Origin of the sequence: Sphingomonas sp. Leaf20 (assembly GCF_001421535.1) — a bacterium.
Classification (GTDB): domain Bacteria; phylum Pseudomonadota; class Alphaproteobacteria; order Sphingomonadales; family Sphingomonadaceae; genus Sphingomonas.
The window spans coordinates 1,464,380-1,489,109 of the sequence record NZ_LMKN01000001.1 but is presented as its reverse complement, the minus strand read 5'-3'; the positions used below and the strand labels follow the sequence as shown (position 1 = coordinate 1,489,109).

The window sequence follows — 24,730 nt, the reverse complement described above, 5'->3', positions numbered from 1 at the left end:
CCTATTTCACCAGATCGGGAATGCGTTCGAAGATGCTGACGGTGAAGTCGCTCAACAGCCCGAGGATGAGGCTGCCGAAGATCATGATCGACACCGCGACGACGATCAGCTTGGGGACGAACGACAGCGTCTGCTCGTTGATCGACGTCGCCGCCTGGATCATGCCGAGGATCAACCCCGCGAGCAGCGCCGGGATCAGGATCGGCGCGCTGGCGAGCGCCAGCACCCACATCGTCTGGTTGGCGATGGTCAGGAAATATTGCGCGTCCACCGGGTCAGGTCGCGAACGAGTTGGCAAGGCTGCCCATTGTCAGCGCCCAGCCGTCGACGAGCACGAACAGCAGCAGCTTGAACGGCATCGAGATGATCGTGGGCGACAGCATCGCCATGCCGAGCGACATCAGCACGGTCGCGACGACGAGGTCGATGACGATGAACGGCAGGAAGATCAGGAAGCCGATCTGGAACGCGGTCTTGAGCTCCGAGGTGACGAACGCCGGCAGCAGGACCGAGAAGGGGATGTCGCGCGGTGAGGCATAGGGGCCCGACTTCGCCATCTCGGCGAACATCGTGACGTCCTTGATCCGCGTCTGCTTGACCATGAACGCGTGGAGCGGGACGCCCGCGGTCGTGATCATCTGCGTGCCCGCGAGCTGGCCCGCGGCATAGGGCTGGATCGCGGTCGTGTTGATCTGGGTGATCGTCGGCGCCATGATGAAGAAGCTGAGGAAGAGCGACAGGCCGAGCAGCACCTGGTTGGGCGGCGTCTGCTGCAGCCCGAGCGCCTGGCGCAGGATCGCCAGGACGATGATGATCCGCGTGAAGCTGGTCATCATCAGCAGGATGCCCGGCAGGACCGTGAGCAGCCCCATGATGATGAGGACCTGCAGCGACAGCGACAGCGAGCCGCTCTGCCCGCTATTGCCCGCCGCCTGTCCGCCGAGCTGGCCGAGCGCGCGGTCGACCGCGTCGCCGACCGCGGGGCTGGCGGGGGCCGGAACCGCCTGCGCGAAGGCGGGCATCGCGAGGAACAGCGCGACCAGCAGCGCGAGGCCGACCCACAGCCACGCGGCGCCACGCGACCGCGTCCTGGCCTGCAACGGCGTGAACAGCGCCGGGCCCGACCCCTTGCGCGTGACGGTCAGGCTCATGCGTCGACCTTGTCGATCAGGTGCACGCCGCCGCGGCCGACCGAGACGAGCAGCCGGCGGCCCTCGAAATCGATCACCGCGAGCCGCAGGCCCGGCGAGATCATCATCGTTTCCTTGACGCCGATCAGCCGCGACGTCGGCTTGCCGGGCATCCGGCTCTCGAACTTGCGCCACAGCAGCAGGCAGCCGACCATCAGCCCGCAGACGAGCGGCAGGAGAATGACGAGTTTCAGGATATAGGACCAGAGCATCGGATCAGCCGCGCGCCGCGAGCGACTTGTCGGGATTGACCAGCTCGGTCATCCGCACGCCGAAGCGTTCGCCGACGGTGACGACTTCGCCGCGCCCGATCAGCGTGCCGTTGACGAACACGTCGAGCAGCTCGTTGGCCTGGCGATCGAGCTCGATCACGCTGCTCTCGCTCAGCGCGAGCAGTTCGCGCAGCGTCAGGCTGGTCGAGCCGATCTCGACGGTCAGCTTCACATCGACGTCCTGCAGCAGCCTGAAATTGGCGGCCACGGCGGCGTCGACCGGAAAAGTACCGGCCATGTCGGTCATGCTGCGAATCCTTCGTCGATACGGGTAATGGAGGTGAGCTGGATGGCCGCGAAGCCGTTGGACGTGCCGACCGTGCCGCAGCCGAGCCGGTCGTTGCCGACCATCACGGGGACGTCGCCCGAGATCGTGATCGGGATCACGTCGCCGGGTTTGAGGTCCATCAGCATCTGGAGCGACACGACGGGTTCGGCGAGCACCGAGCGGATCGGAAAGCGGATGTTCATCGCCGCGCGCGTCAACTCGTTGCGCCACGCCGGATCGGGCTCGGCGGTCTTGCCGAGCACCTTGGTGGTGAGCGACGGCGCGTGCGGCTTGAGCGCGGTGACCGGATAGACGAGGTCGAGGAACACGGGTTTGCCTGCCCCCGCCGCGATCCCGAAGCGCGTGACGATCATCGCGTCCTCGCCGTCGAGATCGGCGATCATCGCCGGGTTCGTCTCGACGCGCATCGGCGTGAAGTCGAACCGCGCCATCGGCTCCCAGGCGGTCTTGAGCGGGGTCGCGATCATCTGGCCGATGCGCGCGATCATCGCCTCGCCCGCGGGCGAGAACTCCGCGGGCAACACGGGCGCAACCGACCCGGTGCCACCGAAGAACAGGTCGAGCAGTTCGAGCACGAACCGGCCGTCCATCACGCACAGCGCCTGCGCGGCGCCCGGGGTCATCACCAGCGGCAACCAGGCGACCAGTCCCTCGGCGCGTTCGGCGCGGTAATCGGCAAAGCGCTGCACGACGAGCGGTTCGGCCCAGCTGCGGACTTCCTGGCGCAACAGCGGCTCGAACACGCCGCGGATCGCGCGCGCGAACCGCGCCGACAGGTGCTGGAGCGTGTGCAGATCGCCGAACGGATTGAGCTTGGTCGACCCCAGCACACCGTGATGCGCGACCTCGGGTCGATCCCGCTCGCGCCGCTCGCGCTTCGTTGGTGGTGGGGCGTTAACCATGAGTCACTGAACAACAAAACTGGTAAAGTAAACGTTACCGATCCCTCCGAATCCTTCCTTCTGCGTGAGCGTGTCGTTGATCGATTTGGCCAGCTGCTTCTGCAGACGGCGTTTACCGTCGGCGGTGAAGACCTGTTCCTCGGTCGCCTCGCCGAGCGTCATCAGGATTGCCGAACGCACTGCAATCTCGTTGGTCTTGAGATGCTCGATCACGGTCTTGTCGTACGGCGTCGACACCGCGACGCCGACCTGGACGAAATGCGACGAGTCCTGGAGGTTGGAGGTGAATTCCTTCTCCATCGCAAAGTAGGTCGACGCATAACGATCGCCGCCGCCGCCCTTGGGCGTGGCCATGCCGTGATCGTCCGCCGGGGCCTCGTCCTCGCCGCCGCCATGACCGCCGCCTTCGCTCTCGCCCTCGGCGGACGCGGGCTTCTGCTCGCTTTTCGGAACCAGCTTGGGCTTGCCGTCGTCGGCCGCAGCGCCGTGCCCGCCACCGATCAGCCCGGCGCTGGACGCATAGACGCCCGCGCCGACGCCGCCGCCGACGAGCACCAGCAGCGCGACGCCACCGATCAGCATCTTGCCCAGCTTGCCCTTCTTCTTGCCCTTCGCGTCGGCCGCGGCGGGGGTGTCAGTCGTGTCGCTCATCAGCGGGGTCCTTCAGTTCACGCGAGTCGTGTGTCGGTGGAATCGATGTCGGCGCCGCCATCGGCGCGCGGCCGCCGCGCGGGCGCGGAGGGCTGCTGCTGCTGCGGCTGCGGGGTCGCGGCGCGCTGCTGGTGCTGACCGGTGCCCGCGCCGGTCTCGACGGCGCCGTGCGAAAGCTTCAGCCCGCGCGCGTCCGCGAGTTCGGCGAGTCGCGGCTGCGCATCCTGCAACAGGGTCCGCGTCGCGGCCTGCTCGGCGTTGAAGTGGACGTGGAGCGTGTCGCCGTCCTTGCGCACCGACACGTCGATCGCGCCCAGCGCATCGGGGATCAGCCGGATCCGCGTATCGGTCGCATTCGCCGCATCGCGCAGCACCTCGATCCGCTCGATCATCGCGGTCGGCCAACGCTCGTGGCGCATGTCGAGCGGCGCCTGCGGATCGGAAGGCGCGATCGACGCGATCGCGGGCGTTGCCGCCGGTGCGGCGAGGGGGCCGATCGCTGGCGTATCCGCCGGCTCGTCGCGACCATGCGCCGCCGCCTGGATCGCTGCGCCGAACACATGCGCCGCCGATGCGACGGTACCGGGCTGGGGCTGTACGGCCAGCGTAAGCGGCTGCTGCGCGACGACGGTTCTCGACGGGGCCGTGTCCTGTGTCGACCATCGCGGCGGAAGGTCGGGGGCGGGCGCCGCTTGCAGTGGAGCGCCGCCAACATCGATGCGCGATTCGACGAGACCATGGAGGTGCGCGAAGCCGTATCGCTCCGGTGTCCCCGCTGGTGTCGAGGTGGGCAGGGGCGAGGGGACTGCGTTCGAGGTCGCCGTCGGGATGACGGCATCGGGCGGCCGGGTGTCGCCCATCGGGGACTGCGCAATGCTTGGGTCGCGGTTCGCAAGCGGAACAGGTGCAGCAATGGCCACAGAGGCGCCAGCCACCGCGCCCGGGATGTTGCCCGGTCCGTCGCCGGCGCGCGGCATCGCGTCATTGTCCGCGACCGCGACCGGGACCGGGATAAGGACCGCGGGGACCAGCGGAACCGCCGGGATGGCCTCTTGCGTGGCGAGCGGCGGCGCGGGTGTCCCGGCGTCGTCCGCGTCCTCCGTCTCTGCCGGCACGTCCGGGCGGTCGTCGCCTGGCACGCTGAGCCGTGCAGCCCGACGTGGAAGCATCGCCTGCCCGGTCGGAGTCGGCGCCGGGCTCGCGGGGGGCTGTGGGGCGGGACGTGGAGTCAGCAGCGCATCGCTTGCGTCGTCGACTGCCGACGGCTCCTGGGGCAGGAGATCCGGAGCGGATAGCGATCTCGCACGTAGCCCCGCAGGCAGCGGCGTTACAGGCAGCGGCGTTGCGACGATGATAGCGGCTGTCGGGGACGTGACGCCGATCGGTGCGATCGCGGCGTGTTCGGGCAACATCGGCAGCGCGCGTGTCTCGACCACCGGCCCCGTGACCGGCAAGGCCTTGCCGGTTACGGCGGCGGGCTGCCGGGTGACGTCATCGATCACCGGTGAAGCGACGGTGCTGGCCAGAACGGCGCTACTCGGGGCGGCAATGCCGGGGATGGCGGTGTCCACCGTTCCGGACCCCAGCAGCGTCGCAAGCGTCCCGCCGAAATCGCCCGCGCCATCGCTGCCCGCCGTGCGTGGCGTGGCGGCGGGGGTGATGCTCGGCAGGGACACTAGCGCGGGCTGGATCATGCGGTCTCTCGGATGCGGACGTCTCGCACCGTGCTCAGCAAGGATCGTGCCGGATCTTTCGGACCGAGGGCGCGTCTTCGAGCGCGCGGAGTTCGCGGAGCGCGGCATCGGCCTGCGCGCGGACGATGAGCTTTTCGACCGCGCTCTGGTCGCGCTTGGCGGACCGCGTCGCGTCGCTCGCGCGCTCGACCTGATATTCGGCGGAGCGGACGCGTTCGATCGCCGCATCGGCGGATTGCTGGAGACGTTCGCGGTAGTGCGCCGACGCGCCGAGCGAAACCGCGACCGCGACCTCGGGGGTGGGTGCGACCGCGGCCGCGAGGCTCGAGATGCGCGCGGACAAGGCCGATTCGCTCGCGAACTTGTCGTGCGCGCGTGCTTCGTCCGCGCGGATCAGCCCGAGCTGGAGCGTCCGGACGCGGTGGATCCGGGCGAGCGTCTTCGCGCGTGCATCAGCCATTGCCGAACACGCCGATCAGCTCCGCGACGGCATCGTCGAGCGACACCTTTTCGTCCGCATCCTGGCGGATATATTCCATGATCGCGCCGTGACACGCGATCGCATTGTCGATCGCCGGGTCGGCGCCCGCGCGATAGGCGCCCATCAGCACGAGGTCGCGATTCTCCTCGTAGGTCGCTAGATTGCGGCGCAGCACGCGCGCGGCGCGGACATGCGCGCCGTCGGCGATGTCGGTCATCACGCGGCTGACCGAGGGGCCGATGTCGATTGCGGGATAGACTCCGCGCTCGGCAAGCTGGCGGCTCAGCACGATATGCCCGTCGAGGATCGAGCGCGCCGAATCGACGACCGGGTCGTTGCCGTCGTCGCCGTCCGCGAGCACGGTGTAGATCGCGGTGATCGACCCGCCGGTGTGGACGTCGACGCCCGCACGCTCGATCAGGTTGGGCAGCATCGCGATGGCGGACGGCGGATAGCCACGCGCCGAGGCGGGCTCGCCGAGCGCGAGACCGATCTCGCGGCCGGCATGCGCGACGCGGGTCAGCGAATCCATGATCAGCAGGACCTGCTTGCCCTCGGCGCGAAAGCCTTCCGCGATCGCGGTGGCGCGCAGTGCGCCGCGGATGCGCAGCACGGGCGAGTGATTGGCGGGCACCGCGACGACGACCGAGCGCGCGCGCGCGGCGCCGGCGACCTTGGTCTCGAGGAAGTCGGCGACTTCGCGGCTGCGCTCGCCGATCAGGCCGATGACGATCACGTCGGCCTGCGCGGCGCGGACGATCATGCCGAGCAGCACCGACTTGCCGACGCCCGAGCCCGCCATGATGCCGACGCGCTGGCCCTGGCCGATCGTCAGCAGCCCGTTGATCGCGCGGACGCCGACGTCCATCGGCGTGCGCACGCGGCCGCGGTCGAGCGGCGATTGCAGCTTGCCCGCGATCGGCCAGCGTCCGGCGCCGCGGATCGGGCCGAGCCCGTCGATCGGCTTGCCCGCGCCGTCGACGACGCGACCGAGCAGCGCTGCGCCGACCTCGGCCTCGCCCGGCGCACCGATCGGCTTGACCGGCGCGCGCGGCAGCAGTGCGGCGGGGCCGCCGAGGTTCATCAACAGCGTGCGGCCGTTGCGAAAGCCGATCACCTCGGCCTCGACGCTGGCCGATCCCTCACCCACCGTGCACACCGTCCCGACGGGAAGCGTCAGGCCGACCGCTTCCATCAACAGCCCGTCGAACGAGGCGAGCCGGCCCGAGACCTTGGGCGCGGCGACGAAATCGGCATTGCCGAGCGTTTCGAGATAGTCGGCAGTAAAGCGGTTCAGCACTCAGGCGGCCTTTTTGGGAACGGCGACGCGGTCGATCGCGCTGGCCAGCTGGTCGAGCCACATGGCGGGGCCATCCTCGACGATCGTCGACGCGCTTTCGAGCACGAAACTGCCGCGCGCGACGCTCGCATCGCCCGCCGCGAAGATCGACTTGGGGAGCTTGCCGTCGATCAGCGCGACATCCTCGGGATTGACGCGCAGCAACGCCGCCTCGGCCGAATCGGCGAGAAGATCGGTCGCGGCCTCGATCCGCCCCGCGAGCAGGTCGGGCGCGATGCCGATCTCGCCGACCAGCTTGCCGACGAGCAGCAGCACGGTCTGGCGCAGCTGCATCGCGACGCGATCGCGGTCGACCCGGTCGGTGTTGAGCGCGGCGGCGAGGCCGGCGAGCAGCGCCTGGTCGCGCGCGGCATTGCCCTGCGTCACGGCCGCGGCGGCGGCGAGACCCTCGGCATAGCCCGCGGCATGCGCCGCCGCGAGCGGATCGAGAAAGCTTTCGGTCTCGCTGGCCGGATCGAGCGGATCCCAGCCCTCGGTCGGGTTGCTGTCCTTGTCGGCCGGACTGAAATGCTTCGGGCCGGTGGGGGTGGGCACAGGTGCGGACGGGGTGGCGGCCTGTGGCGCGAAACCGCTCGCGCGACGCGGCGAGGGCGCGGCGCGGTCGCGGATGTCGGCGGGGGCGAACCCCATCGGCGGCGCAAACGCGCTCGCGAGCAGCTGGGCCGCATTGTCATGACGGGCGGCAAAGCCGGCGACGAAACTAGACATAGTCGTCCTCGCCTCCACCCATCATGATCGTGCCGTCCTTAGCGAGCCCGCGCGCGATCGCGATCATCGCCTTCTGCGCTTCGAGCACCTCGGCGAGCTTCATCGGCCCGCGCGCCTCCATCTCGTCGCGGATGCCGTCGGCGGCGCGCGCCGACATGCAGCCGAGGAAACGGTTGCGCACCGCCTCGTCGACGCCCTTGAGCGACTTGGTCAGGATCTCGCCATCGACGTTGCGGATCAGCGTGCCCAGATTCTTGTCGTCGAGCTCGAGCAGGTTGTCGAACACGAACATCGCCTCCTCGATCGCCTTGGCGACGTCGCGGTCGATCTTGAACAATTTGGGCATGACGCGCTGTTCGGTCGCCTTGCGTGCGCCCGACAGGATCTTCGCCGCCTCGCGCGTCCCGCCCAGCGTCACGCCCTGGCCGCTCGACCCGGTGCCGGTGCGGTTGGCGAGCAGCGTGCGCAGCGTGTCGACCGCCTCGGGGGTGATCGGCCCGAGCCGCGCGATGCGGTGGAGGATGTCGGGCTGGACCGCGTCGGGCATCAGCTCGAGCACCTGGCCACCGACCGATGCATCGAGATTGGCGATCAGCACCGCGGCGATCTGCGGATGCTCCTTTTCGATCATCGCGGCGATCTCGCTCGCGTCGAGCCAGTCGAGCAGTTCGAGTTCGCACGCCGCCTCGGCCGGCGTGATCCGCGCGAGCACGCTCTCGGCTTTTTCGGGGCCGAGCGCGCGGTTCATCACCGCCTCGATCTTCGGGCGCGGGTCGAACCCGATCGCGGTGCGCTCGCGCGCGCGGTCGACGAAATCGTCGAGCACGGTCTCGACCTCCTGCTCGGACACGTCGGCGACCTTGAACATCGCCGCGCCGAGCTGGCGGACCTCCTCGGGCTCGAGCTTCTGGAGGATCGCCGCGGCTTCCTCCTCGCCGACGAGCATCATCAGCACGGCGGCGCGTTCGACGCCGGTATAGGTGCGCAGGGCCTCCATCAGCGTGCGTCCGCCTTGATCATGTCGCGCACGGCGAGCGCGGCGCGCGTCGGGTTGTCGCGCGTGAAGCCGCGAACCGCGCCGATCCGCTGGTCATAGCCGCGCGTGCTCTCGAGCTGGTCGAGGCTGACCGGCGCGGCGACGATCGGACCGCCCAGCCCCTCGGCGGCCTCGCCGTCGGCGCCCTCGATCGCCTGGCCAAAGGCCGGACGCGGGGCGGCATCCTCGCGCTTTTTCATCAGCGCCTTGGCGATCGGCCGTACGCCGAGCAGCAGGACGAGCAGCGCGATGACGATCGCGGTCCCGTTGCGCGCCAGCACCGGCAGCCAGGCATTGTCGTACCAGGCGGGGCCGGCATCCGCCGTGGCATCCGCGCCGGCGAACTTGCGGCTGATCACGGTGACGTTGTCGTTGCGGCCCTGGTCGAAGCCGACCGCGCTCTTCACGAGATCGGTGATCTGGTTGATCTCCATCGCGGTGCGGCGCGTCTTGTCGGGATCGCGCAGCAGCACCGCGACCGACAGGCGCTTGACGCTGCCCGGCGTCGCGCGCGTCACCGACACTTCGCGACCCAGGTCATAGGCGCGCTGATACTGGTCGGACTGCTTCATTGCGTCGGGCGCGGGGCCCCCGGCGACGGGCTGCGGCGTGCCGGGATTGCCGGTTGCGGGCTGTGGCTGCTGCAGCGTGCTGGCAGGAGGCGGCGTGTTGCTCAGCGCCCCCGGAATCCCGCCCGGCGTTGCGGCGCCGTCCTTCTGGTTGCCCGTCCAGTTGCCCGTCTCGGCGCGCAGGACGCCCTGCTTGTCATAGCTTTCGCGCGTCGCCTGCGTCTCGTCGAGATTGACGTCGGCCTGGACCTCGGCGGTGAAGTTACCCGCACCGACCAGCGGGGTGAGCAACTGGGTCAGCTGCGCACGATATTTGTCCTCGATGCGGCGCTGGATCTCGATCCGCTTGTCGCCTGCCGCACCGACGCCGTCGCTGCCGTCGGGCTTGGTGAGCAGTGCGCCCATCTGGTCGACGATCGTCACCGAATCGGGCTTCATGCCGGGCACCGACGAGGCGACGAGGTTGATGATCGAGGCGACCTGCGCGTCGCTCAGCGACCGGCCGCCCTGCAGCTTGAGGATCACCGACGCCGAAGGCGCGGCGTTGTCGCGGACGAACACCGACGCTTCGGGCGTGGCGAGATGGACGCGCGCCTCGGCGACCGCGTCGATCTCCTGGATCGAGCGTGCGAGTTCGGATTCGCGCGCCTGGCGCAGCCGCTCGCCTTCGACAGCGCGACTGACGCCCATCGGCAGCTGGTCGAGGATCGCATAACCGCCGGGTGCCGCCTTGGGCAGGCCCTGACCCGCGAGCAGCATCCGGGCGCGCGAATAGTCCTCCTCGGCGACCGTCAGCGAACCCGTCGAATCGTCGATCCGGCTCTTGATGTTCGCGGTCGACAGCGCCGACGTGACCGCAGCCTTGTCGGCATCGGGCAGGTTGGTGAACAGCGTCTTCTGCGTCGGCGACGACAGCGTCATCCACGCGAGCGCGGCAGCGGCGATCAGGCCGATCATCAGCACCATCGGCAGCGAGCGGCGGACGGCCGGCTGCGCAAACGCGGTCTTGATCTGGTTGAGCGGGTTAGCGAATTTCTCGGGAAGACCCGAGCCATTGGCCGGCGAAGCGGGGATGAGGGCAGTGCTCATATCATTACACCGGCATGCTCATGATGTCCTTGTAGGCGGACAGGAGTTTGTTGCGGACCTGAAGCGTCGCCTCGAACCCGACCGAGGCCTGCTGGCGCGCGAGCATCACTTTGGCGATGTCGACGGTCTCGCCGCGCTCATAGCTTTCGCTGAGCTTGGCGGCCTGCGTCTGGCCCTCGTTCACGCTCTTCAGCGCGGTTTCCATCGTGTCGCCGAAGCTGACGGGTTTGGCTTCCGTCGGCGCGACGGTCGGGCCGGTCTGGCTGGCACGCGCGAGCGCCTGGTTGCGCTCGAGGATCTGCGAGCGCAGTGCCATGACGCGGTCGACGCTCATCGCGCCGCCGCCGATCCCGCTGACGCCGCTCATGCCGACATCACGCGGGCGAAGTCTTCACCCTGTTCGCGCGCCTTGGCGAGACGGTAGCGCAGCGTGCGCTCCGAGATGCCGAGGCGGCGCGCGGTCTCGATCCGGCTGCCGCCGCACGCCTTCAGCGTTTCGCGGATCGCGGCGAATTCGCTCATCTGGACGATGTTGCCGAGCGTATCGGTCGGCGTGTCGATGGGCGTGTCGCCGGCCATCGCGACCGGCAGCGCGACCGGGGCGGTGCGCGGCGCGAAGGTCATCGTGACGGGGCGGTCGAACAGGATGTGGCTCGCCTCGATCGTGTCGCCGCCGCAGAACAGCAGCGCGCGCTGGATCACGTTTTCGAGCTCGCGGACATTGCCCGGCCAGTCGTGCAGCATCAGCTGCTCGATCGCCTCGCGCGAGGGCCAGGGGATGACGTTGCGGTTGCCGGCGTGGCGCAGGATCATCGTCGCGGCGAGCGCCGGGATATCCTGCGGCCGCTCGGCGAGCGACTTGGTCGACAGCGGGAACACCGCGAGCCGGTAATAGAGATCGGCGCGGAACCGGCCGGCGGCGACTTCGCCCTGTAGATCGCGGTTGGCGCAGGCGACGACGCGGACGTCGATCGGCTGCGGCACGGTCGCACCGAGCGGCACGACCTCGCGCTCCTGCAGCACGCGGAGCAGCTTGGCCTGGAGCGTCAGCGGCATCTCGGCGATCTCGTCGAGCAGGATCGTGCCGCCGTTCGCGGCGCGGAAAAAGCCTTCGCCGCCCGACGACGCGCCGGTGAACGCGCCCTTCTGGTGGCCGAACAGCATCGCCTCGAGCATCGATTCGGGGAGGGCGGCGCAGTTGATCGCGATGAACGGGCCGTCCTTGCGCGGCGAGCCATTGTGGATCGCGCGGGCGAGCACTTCCTTGCCGGTGCCGGTCGGGCCGTTGATCAGCACGGTGATGTCGGCGGCGGCGACGCGCTCGGCAAGCGCGAGCAGCGCGAGCGATTCGGGGTCGGCGGCGGTCGGCATGTCGGGCCCGCCGATCAGCGCGCGGGCAAAGCCGTTGCCGACCGCGGTGTCCTCGGGGGCGAAGCTGATCCGCGCGGGCGTACCGTTGCGCGACGGGGTGACGTGACGGACTTCGGAACCGATCACCACGGTGCGCGCGGGGTAGGCGACCGCCTCGCCCTCGGCGACCAGGAACAGGTCGTTCGCACCCGGCTGGGCGGTTTCGAGCGATCCGATCCCGAAGCCCTGCGCGCGCAGCGACGAGACCAGCGCGTATTTGCGCGCCGTGACGGCGGCAGATGGAAAGATCGAACGCATGAAGTCCCCCTGTGACGATTCGGGGAATGCGGCCTTGCTGGTAAATTCCCGGTTAAATCGTGCCGCATCGCGGCAAACTATTTCCGGGCGCGTTCGCGCGCGCGTGTACGGGAGCGCGCCACGCCGGTGCGCGAGGCGCAGATTTTTTTCCTAAAGCCCGGCGCGGGGCGGCCGTTACCCATCCTGACGGCTCGGTCCTTCGCCATGGGGGCGGCGGGATAGCCGGCATGAAGGAGATCACTCATGACTGTTATCGGGACCAACATCTCGTCGCTGCGCGCCGCCAATGCGTCGATGAGCGCGAACTCGCAGCTGTCGACTGCGATGGAGCGTCTGTCGACCGGCAAGCGTATCAATTCGGCCAAGGACGACGCCGCCGGCCTCGCCATTTCGACTTCGATGACCTCGCAGATCCGTGGCATGAATCAGGCCGTTCGCAATGCTAACGATGGTATGGCCTTGGCGCAGACTGCCGACGGTGCCTTGAGCGAGGTCACCAATATGCTGCAGCGCGTACGCGAGCTGACAGTGCAGGCTAAGAGCGGTACTTATGGCAGTGATGACCGGGCAAATATTCAGACGGAAATCTCTGCGCTGACTAGCCAAATTAGCGACGTCTTGGACAAGACAGCCTTTAACGGTGTTAAGCTGTTTGATACATCCGGCACGGACGCAAACAGCAGGACTCTGAATATTCAAGTCGGTGCAAATTCGACTGATACGGTTGAATTGAAGATTGACTCGATCAGTGCGACTAATTTGGCCGGAAAGCTTAACGTGGCAGGTAGTGTACCAGCCTCAGACGCGTTGGAGCTCGCAAAGGGCGAACAGGTCGCGGCCAAGGGGACCTATAAGCAAGATCTTCAGACCCTCAACGACAAAGAAACGGCCTTGGCGATTGCTAACGCTAAGGGACAGACTGACGTTACCGCTGAACAGGACGCGGTCGATGCGGCTAAGGCAGCTATCGGCGACGATACCACGCCAGGGAGCAAAGCGGCGTCAGAGGCGGCGGATTTGACGCTCGCTGCGGCACAGAAGGGCGTCGATAACTCGGCAACGAATGCCGCAGAGACGACGTTGAGCAACGTTGACGACTTGCTGGCTACAGTAAACTCTGTCCGGGCGGGATTGGGTGCAGCACAGAACCGCATGCAGTCGGTTGTCAATAACCTGACGACCAACGTAACCAACCTGTCGGACGCCAAAAGCCGCATCGAGGACGCTGACTTCTCGGCCGAGACGACCGCGCTCGCCAAGGCGCAGATCCTGAGCCAGGCGTCGACCGCGATGCTCGCACAGGCGAACCAGAGCCAGCAGGGCGTGCTGAAGCTGCTTCAGTAATCCGATCCCGGCGCCGGCACCGCCCCCCATGTGGGTGTCGGCGCCAGTCGGACCGTCCCGGCAACGGGATGCGCAGACCCCGGTGGCTTCAGGCCGCCGGGGTTTTTGTGCGTCGGGGCGAGGGGCGGGCGGGGCATTTGTCTGTAGTCGCTTATCCGCCGCCGTCTCTCCGTGGCTACCTATTCATGACCACCTATCCGTCCTCGTCATCCTGACGAAAGTCAGGACCCAGGATTACACGCGGTGCCGGTCTTGGCTCTGGGTCCTGACTTTCGTCAGGATGACGGACGGTTTTCGGGGTAGCCGGCTCGACGCACGCGAAACGCTCGCCGATGCAGACCGCCGGGCGCCCCGCCGAATACCGGGGGCAACGTCGGGGCGACCGTGGGCCGGGACAGCGATGGCTCTGCGATCCCTTCGTCGCCCCGGGCACGGTGCAATAGCCCGGCCTTGGTCAGGATGAGGATGAGGATGAGGATGACGACGGGGAGCGGTCGCTCGACCCGTCAAGTCTCACAATGCAGCGAAGGAACCGGTGCGGGCTTCGGCCCTGCCGATACAGATACGGGGCCGCCGATTGCCGTGGCTCAGACTTTCCGCGCCAGCGCGCGTTTCAGTTTCGCGTGCGCGGATGCCTTGATCTGGCAGACGCGCGCGGCGCCGATGTCGAAGACCGCGCCGATCTCCTCGAGGTTCATTTCCTCGACATAATAAAGCTGGATCACCTGCGCCTCGCGTTCGGGCAGCGCGGTGATCGCGGCGATCAGCGCGTCGCGCAGGTCGCTGTCGGCGAGCTGTTCGAACGCGTCGGGCGTGTTGTCGGCGAACCACGGCATGTCGTCGGCATAGACCTCGTCGATCGAATCGAACCGGATCGCGTCCGCGGTCACATAGTCGCTGCGCAGCTTGTCGATGCTGACGCCGATATGCTGGGCGATCATGTCTTCTCCCGGGGCCTTGCCCGTCTGGGCGGTGAGCGTTGAAATGGCGTCGGCATATTGGCGGCGGCGGCGCATCGCGCCGCGCGTCGTCGTCGCCTGGCGCCGCAGTTCGTCGATCATCGCGCCGCGCAGGCGGGTCGCGACATAGGCCTTGAACGGCGTGCCGCGCTCCTCGAAGCCGGCCGCCGCCTCGACCAGCGCGACGAGGCCGACCTGCACGAGGTCCTCGACCTCGACGATGCTGCTCATGCTGCCATGCACGTGCCACGCGATCCGGCGGACCATCGCGAGATGCTGTTTGACGAGCTGGTCGGGGTCGCCGCCGGGGCGTTGCTGGGGGCGATAGGTGAGCGGCCCCGCCGGGATTTCGCCGGCGCGCGCGGGGCGGGCGTTGTCGAACGCGGCTTTCATCGGTTCGGCGCTCATGCGGCCAGCGCCTGCTGCGGTGCGCCGATGACCGCGACGACCTCGACCGCCTTGTCCTCGGGCACTTCGAAGAACGACATGACCGGGGTATCGGGCAGGCAGGTGCGGACCAGCTTGCGGATCGCGAGGCGGATCGCGGGCTGGACGACCAGCGCGAACGGCTTGGCCTCGGCGATCAGCGGCTGCGCGGCGCTCTGCAGCGCCTCGACGATGCGGCGGCCGAGATCGGGTTCGATGACGTGGCGGCGCGACTGGTCGGCGCGCATCGCCTGGCCGAGCAGCCCTTCGAGATGCCCCTCGAGCGTCATCACGCGGAGCGGCTCGCGCATCCCGCACAGCTTCTGGATGATCAGCGCGCCGAGACGCGGGCGGATCAGTTCGATGATCTCCTCGGCATCCTGGCTGCGCTGGGCTGCGACCGCGATCGCGGCGGCGATGCTGCGGAATTCCTTGAGCGGGATGTTCTCGGCGAGCAGGCCCTTCAGGACCTGCGTCAGCGTGGTGATCGGGATCGGCGCGAGCGCGGTGACGAGCTGTGTCGCGCGCTCCTTCAGCCCGTCGAGCAGCGCCTGGACCTCGTCGGGGCCGAGCAGCTCGGACGCGTTCTGGCCGAGCATGTGGTTGAGATGCGTCGCGACCACGGTGCCGGGATCGACGACGAGATAGCCCGCGCCGGTCGCCGCATCCGCGTCCGCGGTCGAGATCCAGGTCGCGTCGAGCCCGAAGGTCGGATCCTTGGTGGTCTTGCCGATCAGCGAGCCGAACGCCTGGCCGGTGTCGAGCGCGAGCATGTCGTCGGGCGACACGGTGTCCTCGCCGACGACGACGCCGTTGACGATGATGCGGTAGACATAGGGGGCAAGGTTGATGTCGTCGCGGACGCGGACCTGCGGGATGACGAAGCCGAGTTCCTTCGACAGCTGGCGACGGACGCCGGTGATGCGGCCCATCAGCGGCGATCCGCGGCGGTCGTCGACCAGCGGCACCAGGCCGTAGCCGATGTCGAGATTGACCTGCATGCCGTCGGTGACCTCGTCCCAGCCGATCTTCGACTGGTCGATCGCCTCGACGGGGGCGATGACGACGGGGGCGGGGCGACGCTCGATCTGACGCAGCTTCCATGCCGCGAACCCGGCGATCGCCGCGGCGGGCAGGATCACCATGTGCGGCATCCCGGGCAGGACGCCGAGCAGCGCGAGGATGACCGCGACGGGCGTCCAGGTGCGCGGGGATCCGAACTGGCCGCCGATCTGGCCGGCGAGATCCTTGTCCGAGGTGACGCGCGTGACGATCGACGCGGCGGCAATCGACAGCATCAGCGAGGGCAGCTGTGCGACAAGCGCGTCGCCGATCGCGAGCAGGATGTAGTTGTGCGCGGCATCGGCGATCGTCATGCCGTGGCTGACGGGGCCGAGGATCAGACCGCCGATGATGTTGGCGGCGAGGATCAGCATGGCCGCGACCGCGTCGCCCTTCACGAACTTCGACGAGCCGTCCATCGAGCCGTAGAAATCGGCCTCGGTCGACACCTCGATACGGCGCGCCTTCGCCTCGTCGGGGGTGATGAGGCCGGCGTTGAGATCGGCGTCGATCGCCATCTGCTTGCCGGGGAGCGCGTCGAGCGTGAAGCGCGCGCTGACCTCGGAGACGCGGCCCGCGCCCTTGGTGACGACGATCATGTTGATGATCATCAGGATCGCGAAGACGAAGATGCCGACGACGTAATCGCCACCGATCAGGAACGTCCCGAACGCCTCGATCACGTGACCCGCCGCGCTCTCGCCCTCATGGCCGTGGACGAGCACGATCCGCGTCGAGGCGACGTTGAGGCCCAGGCGGAACAGCGTCGCGAACAGCAGCACGGTCGGGAAGGCGGAGAAATCGAGCGGCTTCTGCGCGTTGAGCGCGACCATCAGCACCGCGAGGCTGATCGCGATGTTCGCGACGAAGAAGATGTCGAGCATGAACGCCGGGATCGGCACGACCATGACGAGCACGAGCATCAGGATCGCGAGCGGCAGGACCGATGCGCGCGCGTTGGAGAGCAGGCGGTTCATGGGTTCAGCCCCCCATCTTTGCGAGCATCAGATAGGCGAGCCGCGCGGTGTCGGGCGTCGGGCGGAGCAGGCTCGCCGAATTCTGGCCCGCATTGAAGCTCGCGTTCCGGGTGCCGAACCGGCCCATCGTCGACGTCGCCCAGGCGAGCGCGTCCTCGGCGCTTTCGTTGTTGCCGGTGACGACCGTGCTGCCGTCCATGTCGAGCGCCTGCGCGGCGAACCGGACCGAGCCGGTCGTCGCCGAACCGGTCGCGCCGGCGGCGGCGCTGCCGAGCTTGTCGGCGAAACGCGCATAGATCTGCGACAGCGAGCGCGGGTTGCCGTTGGGTTCGTAGAAGACGCCGCGATTGGCGCGCGCGGCGGAGGGGAACAGCGCGGCGCCGGTCGCATCCGGATTGGACTGCATCGTCGTCAGGAACTTCGACGCGCCGCCGAGCCCCAGGAAATGCGCCATGTAGAGGTCGGTGCCGGTCGCCGCGCGGCCGAGCTTGCCCTCGAGCGCGTCCTTGTTGTCCGACGCATGCTCGGCCGCCATCATCGAGGCGGCGGCGGGATCGTTGCGCAGCGCGAGGATCGCCTGGCGCGTGCCGGCATCCGCGACGCCGAGATGCCCGCCCGACGACTGACCGATGCTGTCCGCCGCCCAGCCGAGACCATGCTCGGCGCCGTGCTTCTTGACGACCGCGAGCCAGCTCTGTTCGATGAACTGGTACAGGCCCGACGCGCTCGACGTGCCCGCCTTGGCATTGGCGTTAAGCCCGCTTTCGAGCTTCGCCTGGCCGAGCAGATAGCCGAAATCCACGCCCGTCTTGCTGCTCGCAAGCGCGATCGCGGACTGGATCCGGCCGGTAGTGATAGGATTGACGGTCATCCCGCGTGTAATGTCCCTGTTTCAGGACGTTACTCAGCAAGGGGCGTGCCAGTTCTGGCGCGACCGTCGCGATCAGGCGTAGGCGGCACCCATGCGCGGGCGATAGCCGGCAATGCCGCCCTCGCCGGTCAAGGTTTGCAGGCGGCGGCGGACATTTGCCGCCATCAGGTTGGTATAGATGCGGCAGGTCTCGTTGAGGCGGTTCGCCTCGTCCGCGAGCTCGCGCAGCTCGGGGCCGGCGGGACCGGTCCCCAGCGTCGCCACTGCACTGATACCGTCGAGCTTGGCCGCGGTCGCGCGCTCGAGCGCGCTGACGTCGTTCGATTTGAGCGCGGCGATCTCAGCGTGCAGCGCGTCGATCACGCGGACGAGTGCGTCACGCCTTGTCATGCGGGGCCCATTCCAGTTTGAAGGCGAGAAGACGGTCGGCGATGGTCGCGGGCAGGATCGGGAAAGTGCCGTTGGCGACCGCCTTCTTGACCGCGGCGACGCGCGCCTCGTTGATCGGTGCGGCGGCGGCCATCGTCTGCGCGAGCGCGATCGACGAGGTGGCGGAGGGCTTGGCTTCGACCTGCCGGGCCGCGGGCTGTGCCCCGATCTGCGCCCCGATCTGCGCCGACGTCTGTACGCCAGTCTGCACCGCAGTCTGCACGGCTGGCATCGTCGCGGCGATCCGCGCGACGCTGCGCTCTCCGCCCGTTAACGGCTTCGCACCGATCGATTCCACCATGTCTGCACCCTCTGGTTCTCGCTGACAGAGGAGGAAACGGCCGGATGCGCAAAAGCTTTAACAAAATTAATTCGCCCAGCCAGGGAGCGTCGCGCGGCCGCTCGCGACCGCGATCGCCTGGACGGGGGTGCGCGTGTCGTCGACCTTGACCATGAAGCGCGCGCCGGGCGCGGCATCGGCCATCGCGACCCCCTCGCGGCTGATCGAGAAGCCCTCGGTGCCGGCCTCGATCACGATCGGATCGCCGCGACGGATGACGGGCGGCGCCTTGGCGACGAACGCGACGCTCGATCCGCCGGCGGGTGCGGCCCCCGGCTGCGGCGCGGGGGCATTTGCCGGCCGGATGACGGGGACGAAAATGCGCCACGCTGGTCCGGCACAGGCGACGACGACCGCATCATGCGCCTCGGTCCGCCACGACATCGAGACGGTCGGGCATTTCGCGAGCCGCAAGCGCGAATCGACCGACGTCCGTGCACCGCCCTCGGCACCGGTGGGGCGGCCGGTAAAGGCCGAGACCGAGCGATCGAGCGCGGCGATATCCTGGAAGCCGGCGGACGGTGCACCGGCAGCGATCATCAACAAGGCGAGCATCATGAGGGGGTCCTTGGCGGTTCGCCGACAAAGGCTTGGGTTACGATGGCGGCGCGGCGGCCGGAGGTCGGTGACGTCGCGAGCGTCACGCGTCCGGGGGCAACGCGCGCGATCGCGGCGGCGACGGCGCGCGCACGGTCGGAGGCGAGGATCGCCGCGCTGCGCGTGACGGGGTCGACATCGCCGGGCGTGCCGTCGACCGACCCGGTCACGGTCAACTGGACGCGCGGATCGCGGACCGCGTCGCTCGCCCATCCCGCCAGCGCTGCGGGCGATGTCGGCAGCGTCGCCGAGCCGACCGCGAAGTCGAGCATGCCGGCCGCCGCAACGGGCAGGGCCGCGGGCGGCACTGGCGATCTTGGTCGCGCGATCCCGGCCGTTGCGGTGGCGGGCGCTGCGGTGGCGGGCGCGCCGAACCCCTCGCGCAACCCGGCCGCGAGCGCGCGCGGCGCGAGGGGGCGATCCCCTGCGGTCTGCGTCGCCTGCAACAGCACGAAGAATCCGACCAGCAGCAGCGCGAGGTCAGCGAGCGTGATCAGCCAGAGCGGCCGCCCCGGCTGGCGGTCGGGATATTCGCCGACCATCACGCGACACTCATCAGCGGCGCGCGCGGCGCCTCGCGCGCGGCGAGCGCGACCAGCGGCGCCTCGATCCGCGCGCGTTCGAACGCCTCGTTGCGTCCCTGTGCGCGCAGCCGGTTGGCGATCGGCATGAAGACGAGGTTGGCGAGCAACGCACCATAAAGTGTCGCCAGCAGCGCGATCGCCATCGCGCCGCCGATCGCGGTCGGATCGCTCATCGTCGCGAACATCCGCGCGAGCCCGATCAGCGTGCCGACCATGCCCATCGCCGGCGCGACCTCGGCGGCGCCGGCCCAGACCTCGGCGGCGGCGACGTGGCGCTCGATCCGCGCATGGCGGCGATGCTGGAGCAGCGTCGCCATGTCGCTGGACGTCGCGCCGTCGACGATCGCCGCGATGCCGGCGGCGATGTCGGGATCGGCGATGACCGTGCGGTCGAGCGCCATCGCGCCGTGGCGCTGCGCGATACGGCCGAGCGCCGCGATCTGCTGGAGCAGCGCGTCGCCCTCGAGCCGGGCGCGACCGAGCGTCTTCAACGCCGCGAGCGCACGGACGAGGTCGCGCAGCGGTGTCCGCAAGACGACCGCGAGGATCGTGCCACCGCCGACGATGGCGATCGCGGCTGAGTCGATCAGATGGGCAAGCGTGTTCATGTCCCGCGAATCTCTGCAAGGCCCGGGCCAGTTCGTGTGCGCCCAGTTCGCGTGCGCCATGACACGGGACGATAGTGCGTCTGCCCCGCCATCTGCGCGCAGCGCGCCGGTCGGACGAATGGCTGCCGGCATGATTGCCGCCGCGGCTTCCGGGGCGGCAAGGCGTTGCCGGTGCGGTTGCCGCACGCTTGCCGCCGGGCGGCAGGGCGGCATCATCCGGTCGGCGGGAGCAAACTGGCACGGGCATTGCTTTGGAAGGCTTGCGCAATTCAGCGCGGGAGTTCGGTCCAGTGTCAGGTGACTCGCTGTTCGGCGTTCATGGTGCGGCCCTCGAGGTGCGATCGCAGCGCATGGGGGTGCTCGCGTCGAACATCGCCAATGCCTCGACCCCCGGCTTCAAGGCGCGCGACATCGACTTCAAGTCGGCGCTGGCGTCGCTGGAAACCGAGGGCGCGGGCGGCATCGACGGCGCGACAAGATACCGCGTGCCGACGCAGACCTCGATGGACGGCAACACCGTCGAGCTGAACCAGGAACAGACCGCGTTCGCGGAAAACGCCGTGCAGTACCAGACCACGCTGTCGTTCCTGAACGGGCGGATCAGCCAGGTCACCCGCGCGCTGAAGGGGGACTAAGCGATGGCCAACGCGCCGATGACGATATTCCAGGTCGCGGGCCGTGCGATGTCCGCGCAGCTGCTGCGGATGAACACCACCGCGTCGAACCTCGCCAATGCGGGCGGCGTCGCGGGGTCCGCGGACGCCGCGTACAAGACGATGAAGCCGGTGTTCCGCACCAGCTTCGACGCTGCGAGCGGGATGTCGACGGTCGATGTCGAGAAGGTCGTCACCGCGGGCGAGGCACCCGCCAAGCGCTACGATCCGAACAACCCGATGGCCGACAAGGATGGCAACATCTTCGAGGCGGCGGTCGATGAAACGCGCGAGCTGGTCGACATGATGGAGACCGCGCGCAGCTACCAGAACAATGTCGAGGTGATGCAGACCGCGAAGTCGCTGATCATCGATACCCTCAAGCTAGGCCGCTGATCATGGCAAGTTCCTTCGATTCCACGCTTTCGAACCTCGGTATCACGCGCGCGAGCACCGCGGCGACGACCACCACGGCGTCCAATTCGACGACGCTCAACCAGTCCGACTTCCTCAAGCTGATGACCGCGCAGATGCAGAACCAGGACCCGTTCAACCCGGTCGACAACACGCAGATGGTCGCGCAGATGGCGCAGTTCTCGAGCCTCGCCGGTATCTCCGAGATGAGCAGCACGATGAAGTCGATCGCCGAAAAGCTGAATGCGACCAGCGCGAGCGACGCGATGGGCTATGTCGGCAAGACCGTGCTGACCGCGGGCGACACCGCCTATGGACGGACCAGCGGCGGGCTTGCCGGCGGGATCGAGCTGGCGGCGGCCGCGAGCAACGTCAACGTCACGATCACCGACGCCAATGGCGGCGTGCTGAAGACGATGTCGCTCGGCAGCGCCGACAAGGGCACGGTGAACTACGACTGGGACGGCAAGACCGCGACCGGCGAGGATGCCGGGACGGGGCCGTTCAAGGTCATCGTCAACGCCCAGAATAATGGCACGACCGTTGCATCACAGAACCTTGTCTGGGCGCCGGTCCAGTCGGTTTCGACGACGACCGGTGCCGCCATCCTCACGCTACCGGGCCTCGGTGAGGTCCCCGTCACCGCGGTTCGCCAGATCGGCTGATCGCCCGCCGATTGTCAGAATTCCAGGAGTAACCCGATGTCCTTCTATACCTCGCTGTCCGGCCTCCAGGCCTCGCAGACTGAAATGTCGACGATTTCGCACAATCTCGCGAACGTCTCGACCAATGGCTTCAAGAAGAGCCGCACCGAATTCGCCGACGTGATCGCGTCGAGCGTGTCGCTCAACCCCGCGCAGCAGATCGGCTCGGGTACCGTCGTCCAGGGCAATCGCCAGCAGTTCAGCCAGGGCAACCTGATCCAGTCGGCCAATGCGCTCGATCTGGCGGTGTCGGGCGACGGCTTCTTCGTGGTCAAGCCGAGCACGACCGCGCTGAACGTCAACTACACGCGCAATGGCGGCTTCCTGGTCGATGCCGACCGCTATGTCGTGGATTCGAACGGCAGCCACCTGCAGGTCTATCCGGTCGACGGTTCGGGCAAGGTCGTCGCATCGGGGCTCGATTCCGCCGTCAGCCTTCAGCTTCCCGCGACCAGCGGCAAGGCGGTTCCGACCGCGAACGTGTCGATGTCGCTGAACCTCAGCGCCAATGCCGCGATACCGGCGACGACGACGTTCGACCGGTTCGACCCGACCAGCTACAACCAGTCGGCGCAGACGACGATCTATGACGCGAGCGGCAACGCGCAGACGCTGACCAACTATTTCAAGCGCACGACCACGGCCGATGCCAGCAATAACCAGACCAGCAGCTGGGAAGTGTTCAGCTATGTCGGCGACAAGCCGATGACGACGAACGGTGCGCCAAGCGTCAAGCTGGACTTCAACGGCGACGGCAAGCTGACCGCGCCGACCACTGCGATCGCGTTCGACCCGTTCACCACCGCAGGCAGCAGCACGACGCAGCAGTTCGGCTTCACCTTCGGGCTCGACAGCACGCAGCTGGCCTCGGCGTTCAACGTTGCCGGGCGCGCGCAGGACGGCAAGGCGGTCGGCCAGATCCAGGGCGTGACGATCGACGAGTCAGGGATCGTCAAGGCGAGCTTCTCGAACGGCGACACGCAGGCGCTCGGCCAGGTGATGCTCGCCAACTTCTCGAACCCCGAGGGCCTGCGCCAGCTCGGCAGCAGCTACTGGTCGGCGACGGGCATCTCGGGCGAGGCCAAGCTCGGCATCGCCGACGTCAACGGCTTCGGCAAGCTGATGTCGGGGACGATCGAGCGGTCGAACGTCGACATCACCGAGGAACTCGTCTCGCTGATCGCGGCACAGCGCAACTTCCAGGCGAACTCGAAGGCCTTGGATACCGCGAGCCAGATCTCGCAGACCATCTTCAACATCCGCAGCTGATCCAGGGCGCGGACGGAGAACCCTGAATGGACAAGCTGGTCTACACCGCGGCGACGGGACTGCGCGCGCACATGGCGGCGCAGTCGGCGATCGCCAACAACATGGCGAACGCGTCGACCACCGGATTCCGCGCGGACCGCGTGGTGTTCGACCGGATCGACCTGAAGGGTGGCGGCCAGCAGTTCGAGGCACGCGCGCCGACGTCGGAGGAAGTGACCGACGCCGACCGCGCGCCGGGCGCGATTCAGACCACTGGTCGCCCGCTCGACGTCGCGGTGACCGGTGCGACCGCGTGGCTCGCGGTCCAGGCCGCGGATGGCTCCGAAGCCTATACGCGGCGCGGCGACCTCGAGATCGCGCCGTCGGGCGTGCTTCAGACGGGCGATGGTTTCCCGGTGATGGGATCGGGCGGGCCGATCACGATCCCGCCCTATGACACGCTCTCGATCGCCGGCGACGGGACGATCTCGATCGTGCCGCAGGGCGGCGACGCGAAGAACCCGCAGGTGATCGACAAGCTGAAGCTTGCGGACACCAAGGGGTCGGACACGGTCAAGGGGCTCGACAACCTGCTGCGCGTGCGCGGCGGCGGCGCGCTGCCCGAGGATCTCGATGCGAAGGTGCAGGGCGGGGCGATCGAGGGATCGAACGTCAACATGACGCAGGCGCTGGTCGACATGATCGAGAACCAGCGCAGCTACGAGGTCCAGGCCAACATGCTGAAGTCCGCCAAGGACATGGATGAAAGCGGTGCATCGCTGATGCGCCTGCCGAGCTAAGGAAGGATTAGGCCATGAGCAGTTCCGCCATGCACATCGCGCGTACCGGGCTCGACGCCCAGGATACGCGCATGCGGGTCATTTCGAACAACCTCGCCAACGTCAACACGACGGGGTTCAAGAAGGATCGCGCCGCGTTCGAGACGCTGGCGTACCAGGTCGTCACCGCGCCGGGCGCGCAGTCGACGTCGGAGACCAAATACGCGACCGGGCTCAACCTCGGTACCGGCGTCCGGATCCAGGGCACCGCGCGGATCGACACGCAGGGGTCGATGCAGACGACGGGCAACAGCCTCGACCTCGCGCTCGACGGCGACGGCTATTTCCAGGTGCAGATGCCCGGCGGCACGCTCGGCTATACGCGCGCGGGCAATTTCTCGCGCAGCCCCGAGGGGCTGATGGTGACGAGCGAGGGCTATCAGGTGATGCCCGGCATCACCGTGCCCGAGGGGACGACCAATATCACGATCGGCCAGGACGGCACCGTCTCGGCGACGGTCCCCGGCCAGTCCGAGGCGCAGCAGATCGGCCAGATCCAGGTCGCGAGCTTCGCCAATGGCGCCGGGCTCCAGGCGACGGGGGACAATTACCTCGTCGAGACCGCCGCGTCGGGCGCCGCCAATCTGGGCGTCGCCGGGCAGGACGGTCGCGGCCGTGTCCGGCAGGGCATGCTCGAGGCGTCGAACGTCAACGTCGTCGAGGAACTCGTCGACATGATCGAGACGCAGCGCGCGTACGAGGTCAATTCGAAGATGATCTCGGCGACCGACGACATGCTCAAATACGTCAACCAGAACATCTGATC

29 protein-coding genes are annotated in these 24,730 nt (G+C 68.2%); 7 read left to right on the top strand and 22 right to left on the bottom strand.

All coding sequences use genetic code 11. From position 1 onward, the window contains the following. Position 1: 1 nt before the first annotated feature. The 14 genes from fliQ to ASE72_RS06750 are packed head-to-tail and all read right to left on the bottom strand — an operon-like array spanning position 2 to position 11,909. On the bottom strand, positions 2-271 hold the full coding sequence (fliQ, locus tag ASE72_RS06815) for a flagellar biosynthesis protein FliQ (RefSeq protein WP_056018190.1): 270 nt from the start codon (positions 269-271) through the stop codon (positions 2-4). 4 nt (positions 272-275) lie between these two features. Beyond that, on the bottom strand, positions 276-1,151 hold the full coding sequence (fliP, locus tag ASE72_RS06810; RefSeq protein WP_056018188.1) for a flagellar type III secretion system pore protein FliP: 876 nt from the start codon (positions 1,149-1,151) through the stop codon (positions 276-278). Next, the gene (locus ASE72_RS06805) at positions 1,148-1,402 is read right to left on the bottom strand and encodes a flagellar biosynthetic protein FliO (RefSeq protein WP_031394023.1); all 255 of its coding nucleotides are present in this window, start codon (positions 1,400-1,402) and stop codon (positions 1,148-1,150) included. The genes fliP and ASE72_RS06805 overlap by 4 nt, the downstream gene beginning before the upstream one ends. Positions 1,403-1,406: 4 nt before the next feature. Then, positions 1,407-1,709 carry a flagellar motor switch protein FliN gene (gene fliN, locus ASE72_RS06800; RefSeq protein ID WP_056018186.1) on the bottom strand — a complete coding sequence of 101 codons (303 nt, stop codon included), beginning with the start codon at positions 1,707-1,709 and terminating at the stop codon, positions 1,407-1,409. Then, positions 1,706-2,653, bottom strand: a complete 948-nt coding sequence (locus ASE72_RS06795; protein ID WP_056018184.1) for a flagellar motor switch protein FliM — start codon at positions 2,651-2,653, stop codon at positions 1,706-1,708. Before ASE72_RS06795 ends, fliN begins: the two co-directional genes overlap by 4 nt. Before the next feature lie 3 nt (positions 2,654-2,656). Then, on the bottom strand, positions 2,657-3,304 hold the full coding sequence (locus ASE72_RS06790) for a flagellar basal body-associated FliL family protein (RefSeq protein ID WP_056018182.1): 648 nt from the start codon (positions 3,302-3,304) through the stop codon (positions 2,657-2,659). A 17-nt stretch (positions 3,305-3,321) separates the two neighbouring features. Further along, complete coding sequence (locus ASE72_RS06785; protein WP_056018180.1) at positions 3,322-4,998, bottom strand: flagellar hook-length control protein FliK; 1,677 nt, start codon at positions 4,996-4,998, stop codon at positions 3,322-3,324. 34 nt (positions 4,999-5,032) lie between these two features. Next, positions 5,033-5,458, bottom strand: a complete 426-nt coding sequence (locus ASE72_RS06780; protein ID WP_056018178.1) for a hypothetical protein — start codon at positions 5,456-5,458, stop codon at positions 5,033-5,035. Beyond that, complete coding sequence (locus ASE72_RS06775) at positions 5,451-6,779, bottom strand: FliI/YscN family ATPase (protein WP_056018175.1); 1,329 nt, start codon at positions 6,777-6,779, stop codon at positions 5,451-5,453. The genes ASE72_RS06780 and ASE72_RS06775 overlap by 8 nt, the downstream gene beginning before the upstream one ends. Next, positions 6,780-7,547, bottom strand: a complete 768-nt coding sequence (locus ASE72_RS06770) for a FliH/SctL family protein (protein ID WP_056018174.1) — start codon at positions 7,545-7,547, stop codon at positions 6,780-6,782. Next, positions 7,540-8,544: a flagellar motor switch protein FliG gene (fliG, locus tag ASE72_RS06765; RefSeq protein ID WP_056018172.1), complete on the bottom strand. Its 1,005-nt coding sequence runs from the start codon at positions 8,542-8,544 to the stop codon at positions 7,540-7,542. The genes ASE72_RS06770 and fliG overlap by 8 nt, the downstream gene beginning before the upstream one ends. Further along, the gene (gene fliF, locus ASE72_RS06760) at positions 8,544-10,241 is read right to left on the bottom strand and encodes a flagellar basal-body MS-ring/collar protein FliF (RefSeq protein WP_056018170.1); all 1,698 of its coding nucleotides are present in this window, start codon (positions 10,239-10,241) and stop codon (positions 8,544-8,546) included. Before fliF ends, fliG begins: the two co-directional genes overlap by 1 nt. Positions 10,242-10,245: 4 nt before the next feature. Continuing rightward, positions 10,246-10,608 (bottom strand): flagellar hook-basal body complex protein FliE, encoded by a 363-nt coding sequence (gene fliE / locus ASE72_RS06755; RefSeq protein ID WP_056018168.1) that lies wholly within the window; start codon positions 10,606-10,608, stop codon positions 10,246-10,248. After that, positions 10,605-11,909 carry a sigma-54 interaction domain-containing protein gene (locus ASE72_RS06750; RefSeq protein WP_056018166.1) on the bottom strand — a complete coding sequence of 435 codons (1,305 nt, stop codon included), beginning with the start codon at positions 11,907-11,909 and terminating at the stop codon, positions 10,605-10,607. Before ASE72_RS06750 ends, fliE begins: the two co-directional genes overlap by 4 nt. 243 nt (positions 11,910-12,152) lie before the next feature. Between ASE72_RS06750 and ASE72_RS06745 the strand changes: the two genes are divergently transcribed. Continuing rightward, entirely contained in the window at positions 12,153-13,253 is a 1,101-nt protein-coding gene (locus ASE72_RS06745) for a flagellin N-terminal helical domain-containing protein (protein WP_056018164.1), read from the top strand. A 587-nt stretch (positions 13,254-13,840) separates the two neighbouring features. Here ASE72_RS06745 and ASE72_RS06740 read toward each other — a convergent pair. From ASE72_RS06740 to ASE72_RS06705, 8 genes are all read right to left on the bottom strand, one after another. Next, positions 13,841-14,620, bottom strand: a complete 780-nt coding sequence (locus tag ASE72_RS06740; RefSeq protein WP_056018162.1) for a FliA/WhiG family RNA polymerase sigma factor — start codon at positions 14,618-14,620, stop codon at positions 13,841-13,843. Beyond that, entirely contained in the window at positions 14,617-16,677 is a 2,061-nt protein-coding gene (gene flhA, locus ASE72_RS06735; protein ID WP_056018161.1) for a flagellar biosynthesis protein FlhA, read from the bottom strand. The genes ASE72_RS06740 and flhA overlap by 4 nt, the downstream gene beginning before the upstream one ends. Positions 16,678-16,681: 4 nt before the next feature. After that, the gene (locus ASE72_RS06730; RefSeq protein ID WP_056018159.1) at positions 16,682-17,548 is read right to left on the bottom strand and encodes a hypothetical protein; all 867 of its coding nucleotides are present in this window, start codon (positions 17,546-17,548) and stop codon (positions 16,682-16,684) included. Positions 17,549-17,620: 72 nt separating this feature from the next. Further along, positions 17,621-17,938, bottom strand: a complete 318-nt coding sequence (locus tag ASE72_RS06725) for a flagellar protein FlgN (protein WP_056018157.1) — start codon at positions 17,936-17,938, stop codon at positions 17,621-17,623. Continuing rightward, on the bottom strand, positions 17,925-18,278 hold the full coding sequence (gene flgM / locus ASE72_RS06720; protein ID WP_056018154.1) for a flagellar biosynthesis anti-sigma factor FlgM: 354 nt from the start codon (positions 18,276-18,278) through the stop codon (positions 17,925-17,927). Before flgM ends, ASE72_RS06725 begins: the two co-directional genes overlap by 14 nt. A 66-nt stretch (positions 18,279-18,344) precedes the next feature. Continuing rightward, positions 18,345-18,872, bottom strand: coding sequence for a flagella basal body P-ring formation protein FlgA (locus tag ASE72_RS06715; RefSeq protein WP_056019135.1), 528 nt, complete (start codon positions 18,870-18,872; stop codon positions 18,345-18,347). Continuing rightward, positions 18,872-19,456: a hypothetical protein gene (locus tag ASE72_RS06710; protein WP_056018152.1), complete on the bottom strand. Its 585-nt coding sequence runs from the start codon at positions 19,454-19,456 to the stop codon at positions 18,872-18,874. The genes ASE72_RS06715 and ASE72_RS06710 overlap by 1 nt, the downstream gene beginning before the upstream one ends. Next, positions 19,456-20,106: a motility protein A gene (locus ASE72_RS06705; RefSeq protein ID WP_056018150.1), complete on the bottom strand. Its 651-nt coding sequence runs from the start codon at positions 20,104-20,106 to the stop codon at positions 19,456-19,458. Before ASE72_RS06705 ends, ASE72_RS06710 begins: the two co-directional genes overlap by 1 nt. Before the next feature lie 290 nt (positions 20,107-20,396). On the opposite strand from ASE72_RS06705, the gene ASE72_RS06700 reads away from it, so the two are divergent. The 6 genes from ASE72_RS06700 to flgG are packed head-to-tail and all read left to right on the top strand — an operon-like array spanning position 20,397 to position 24,728. Next, entirely contained in the window at positions 20,397-20,741 is a 345-nt protein-coding gene (locus ASE72_RS06700) for a flagellar basal body rod protein FlgB (RefSeq protein WP_056019132.1), read from the top strand. 3 nt (positions 20,742-20,744) lie between these two features. Beyond that, the gene (flgC, locus tag ASE72_RS06695) at positions 20,745-21,155 is read left to right on the top strand and encodes a flagellar basal body rod protein FlgC (RefSeq protein WP_056018148.1); all 411 of its coding nucleotides are present in this window, start codon (positions 20,745-20,747) and stop codon (positions 21,153-21,155) included. A gap of 2 nt (positions 21,156-21,157) precedes the next feature. Then, a complete protein-coding gene (locus ASE72_RS06690) occupies positions 21,158-21,838 on the top strand; it encodes a flagellar hook assembly protein FlgD (RefSeq protein ID WP_056018146.1) in 681 nt (226 codons plus the stop codon). A 36-nt stretch (positions 21,839-21,874) separates the two neighbouring features. Then, positions 21,875-23,146, top strand: coding sequence for a flagellar hook protein FlgE (locus ASE72_RS06685; RefSeq protein ID WP_056018144.1), 1,272 nt, complete (start codon positions 21,875-21,877; stop codon positions 23,144-23,146). Positions 23,147-23,172: 26 nt separating this feature from the next. After that, a complete protein-coding gene (gene flgF / locus ASE72_RS06680; protein WP_056018142.1) occupies positions 23,173-23,925 on the top strand; it encodes a flagellar basal-body rod protein FlgF in 753 nt (250 codons plus the stop codon). A gap of 14 nt (positions 23,926-23,939) precedes the next feature. Next, positions 23,940-24,728 (top strand): flagellar basal-body rod protein FlgG, encoded by a 789-nt coding sequence (gene flgG, locus ASE72_RS06675; RefSeq protein WP_056018140.1) that lies wholly within the window; start codon positions 23,940-23,942, stop codon positions 24,726-24,728. Positions 24,729-24,730 lie beyond the last annotated feature (2 nt).

Excerpts from the sequence above, each read along its gene's own strand:
- fliP (WP_056018188.1), bottom strand. The coding sequence starts at position 1,151 with ATGAGCCTGACCGTCACGCGCAAGGGGTCGGGCCCGGCGCTGTTCACG.
- ASE72_RS06805 (WP_031394023.1), bottom strand. The coding sequence starts at position 1,402 with ATGCTCTGGTCCTATATCCTGAAACTCGTCATTCTCCTGCCGCTCGTC.
- fliN (WP_056018186.1), bottom strand. The coding sequence starts at position 1,709 with ATGACCGACATGGCCGGTACTTTTCCGGTCGACGCCGCCGTGGCCGCC.
- ASE72_RS06795 (WP_056018184.1), bottom strand. The coding sequence starts at position 2,653 with ATGGTTAACGCCCCACCACCAACGAAGCGCGAGCGGCGCGAGCGGGAT.
- ASE72_RS06790 (WP_056018182.1), bottom strand. The coding sequence starts at position 3,304 with ATGAGCGACACGACTGACACCCCCGCCGCGGCCGACGCGAAGGGCAAG.
- ASE72_RS06785 (WP_056018180.1), bottom strand. The coding sequence starts at position 4,998 with ATGATCCAGCCCGCGCTAGTGTCCCTGCCGAGCATCACCCCCGCCGCC.
- ASE72_RS06780 (WP_056018178.1), bottom strand. The coding sequence starts at position 5,458 with ATGGCTGATGCACGCGCGAAGACGCTCGCCCGGATCCACCGCGTCCGG.
- ASE72_RS06770 (WP_056018174.1), bottom strand. The coding sequence starts at position 7,547 with ATGTCTAGTTTCGTCGCCGGCTTTGCCGCCCGTCATGACAATGCGGCC.
- fliG (WP_056018172.1), bottom strand. The coding sequence starts at position 8,544 with ATGGAGGCCCTGCGCACCTATACCGGCGTCGAACGCGCCGCCGTGCTG.
- fliF (WP_056018170.1), bottom strand. The coding sequence starts at position 10,241 with ATGAGCACTGCCCTCATCCCCGCTTCGCCGGCCAATGGCTCGGGTCTT.
- fliE (WP_056018168.1), bottom strand. The coding sequence starts at position 10,608 with ATGAGCGGCGTCAGCGGGATCGGCGGCGGCGCGATGAGCGTCGACCGC.
- ASE72_RS06750 (WP_056018166.1), bottom strand. The coding sequence starts at position 11,909 with ATGCGTTCGATCTTTCCATCTGCCGCCGTCACGGCGCGCAAATACGCG.
- ASE72_RS06745 (WP_056018164.1), top strand. The coding sequence starts at position 12,153 with ATGACTGTTATCGGGACCAACATCTCGTCGCTGCGCGCCGCCAATGCG.
- ASE72_RS06740 (WP_056018162.1), bottom strand. The coding sequence starts at position 14,620 with ATGAGCGCCGAACCGATGAAAGCCGCGTTCGACAACGCCCGCCCCGCG.
- flhA (WP_056018161.1), bottom strand. The coding sequence starts at position 16,677 with ATGAACCGCCTGCTCTCCAACGCGCGCGCATCGGTCCTGCCGCTCGCG.
- ASE72_RS06730 (WP_056018159.1), bottom strand. The coding sequence starts at position 17,548 with ATGACCGTCAATCCTATCACTACCGGCCGGATCCAGTCCGCGATCGCG.
- ASE72_RS06725 (WP_056018157.1), bottom strand. The coding sequence starts at position 17,938 with ATGACAAGGCGTGACGCACTCGTCCGCGTGATCGACGCGCTGCACGCT.
- flgM (WP_056018154.1), bottom strand. The coding sequence starts at position 18,278 with ATGGTGGAATCGATCGGTGCGAAGCCGTTAACGGGCGGAGAGCGCAGC.
- ASE72_RS06715 (WP_056019135.1), bottom strand. The coding sequence starts at position 18,872 with ATGCTCGCCTTGTTGATGATCGCTGCCGGTGCACCGTCCGCCGGCTTC.
- ASE72_RS06710 (WP_056018152.1), bottom strand. The coding sequence starts at position 19,456 with ATGGTCGGCGAATATCCCGACCGCCAGCCGGGGCGGCCGCTCTGGCTG.
- ASE72_RS06705 (WP_056018150.1), bottom strand. The coding sequence starts at position 20,106 with ATGAACACGCTTGCCCATCTGATCGACTCAGCCGCGATCGCCATCGTC.
- flgC (WP_056018148.1), top strand. The coding sequence starts at position 20,745 with ATGGCCAACGCGCCGATGACGATATTCCAGGTCGCGGGCCGTGCGATG.
- ASE72_RS06690 (WP_056018146.1), top strand. The coding sequence starts at position 21,158 with ATGGCAAGTTCCTTCGATTCCACGCTTTCGAACCTCGGTATCACGCGC.
- ASE72_RS06685 (WP_056018144.1), top strand. The coding sequence starts at position 21,875 with ATGTCCTTCTATACCTCGCTGTCCGGCCTCCAGGCCTCGCAGACTGAA.
- flgF (WP_056018142.1), top strand. The coding sequence starts at position 23,173 with ATGGACAAGCTGGTCTACACCGCGGCGACGGGACTGCGCGCGCACATG.
- flgG (WP_056018140.1), top strand. The coding sequence starts at position 23,940 with ATGAGCAGTTCCGCCATGCACATCGCGCGTACCGGGCTCGACGCCCAG.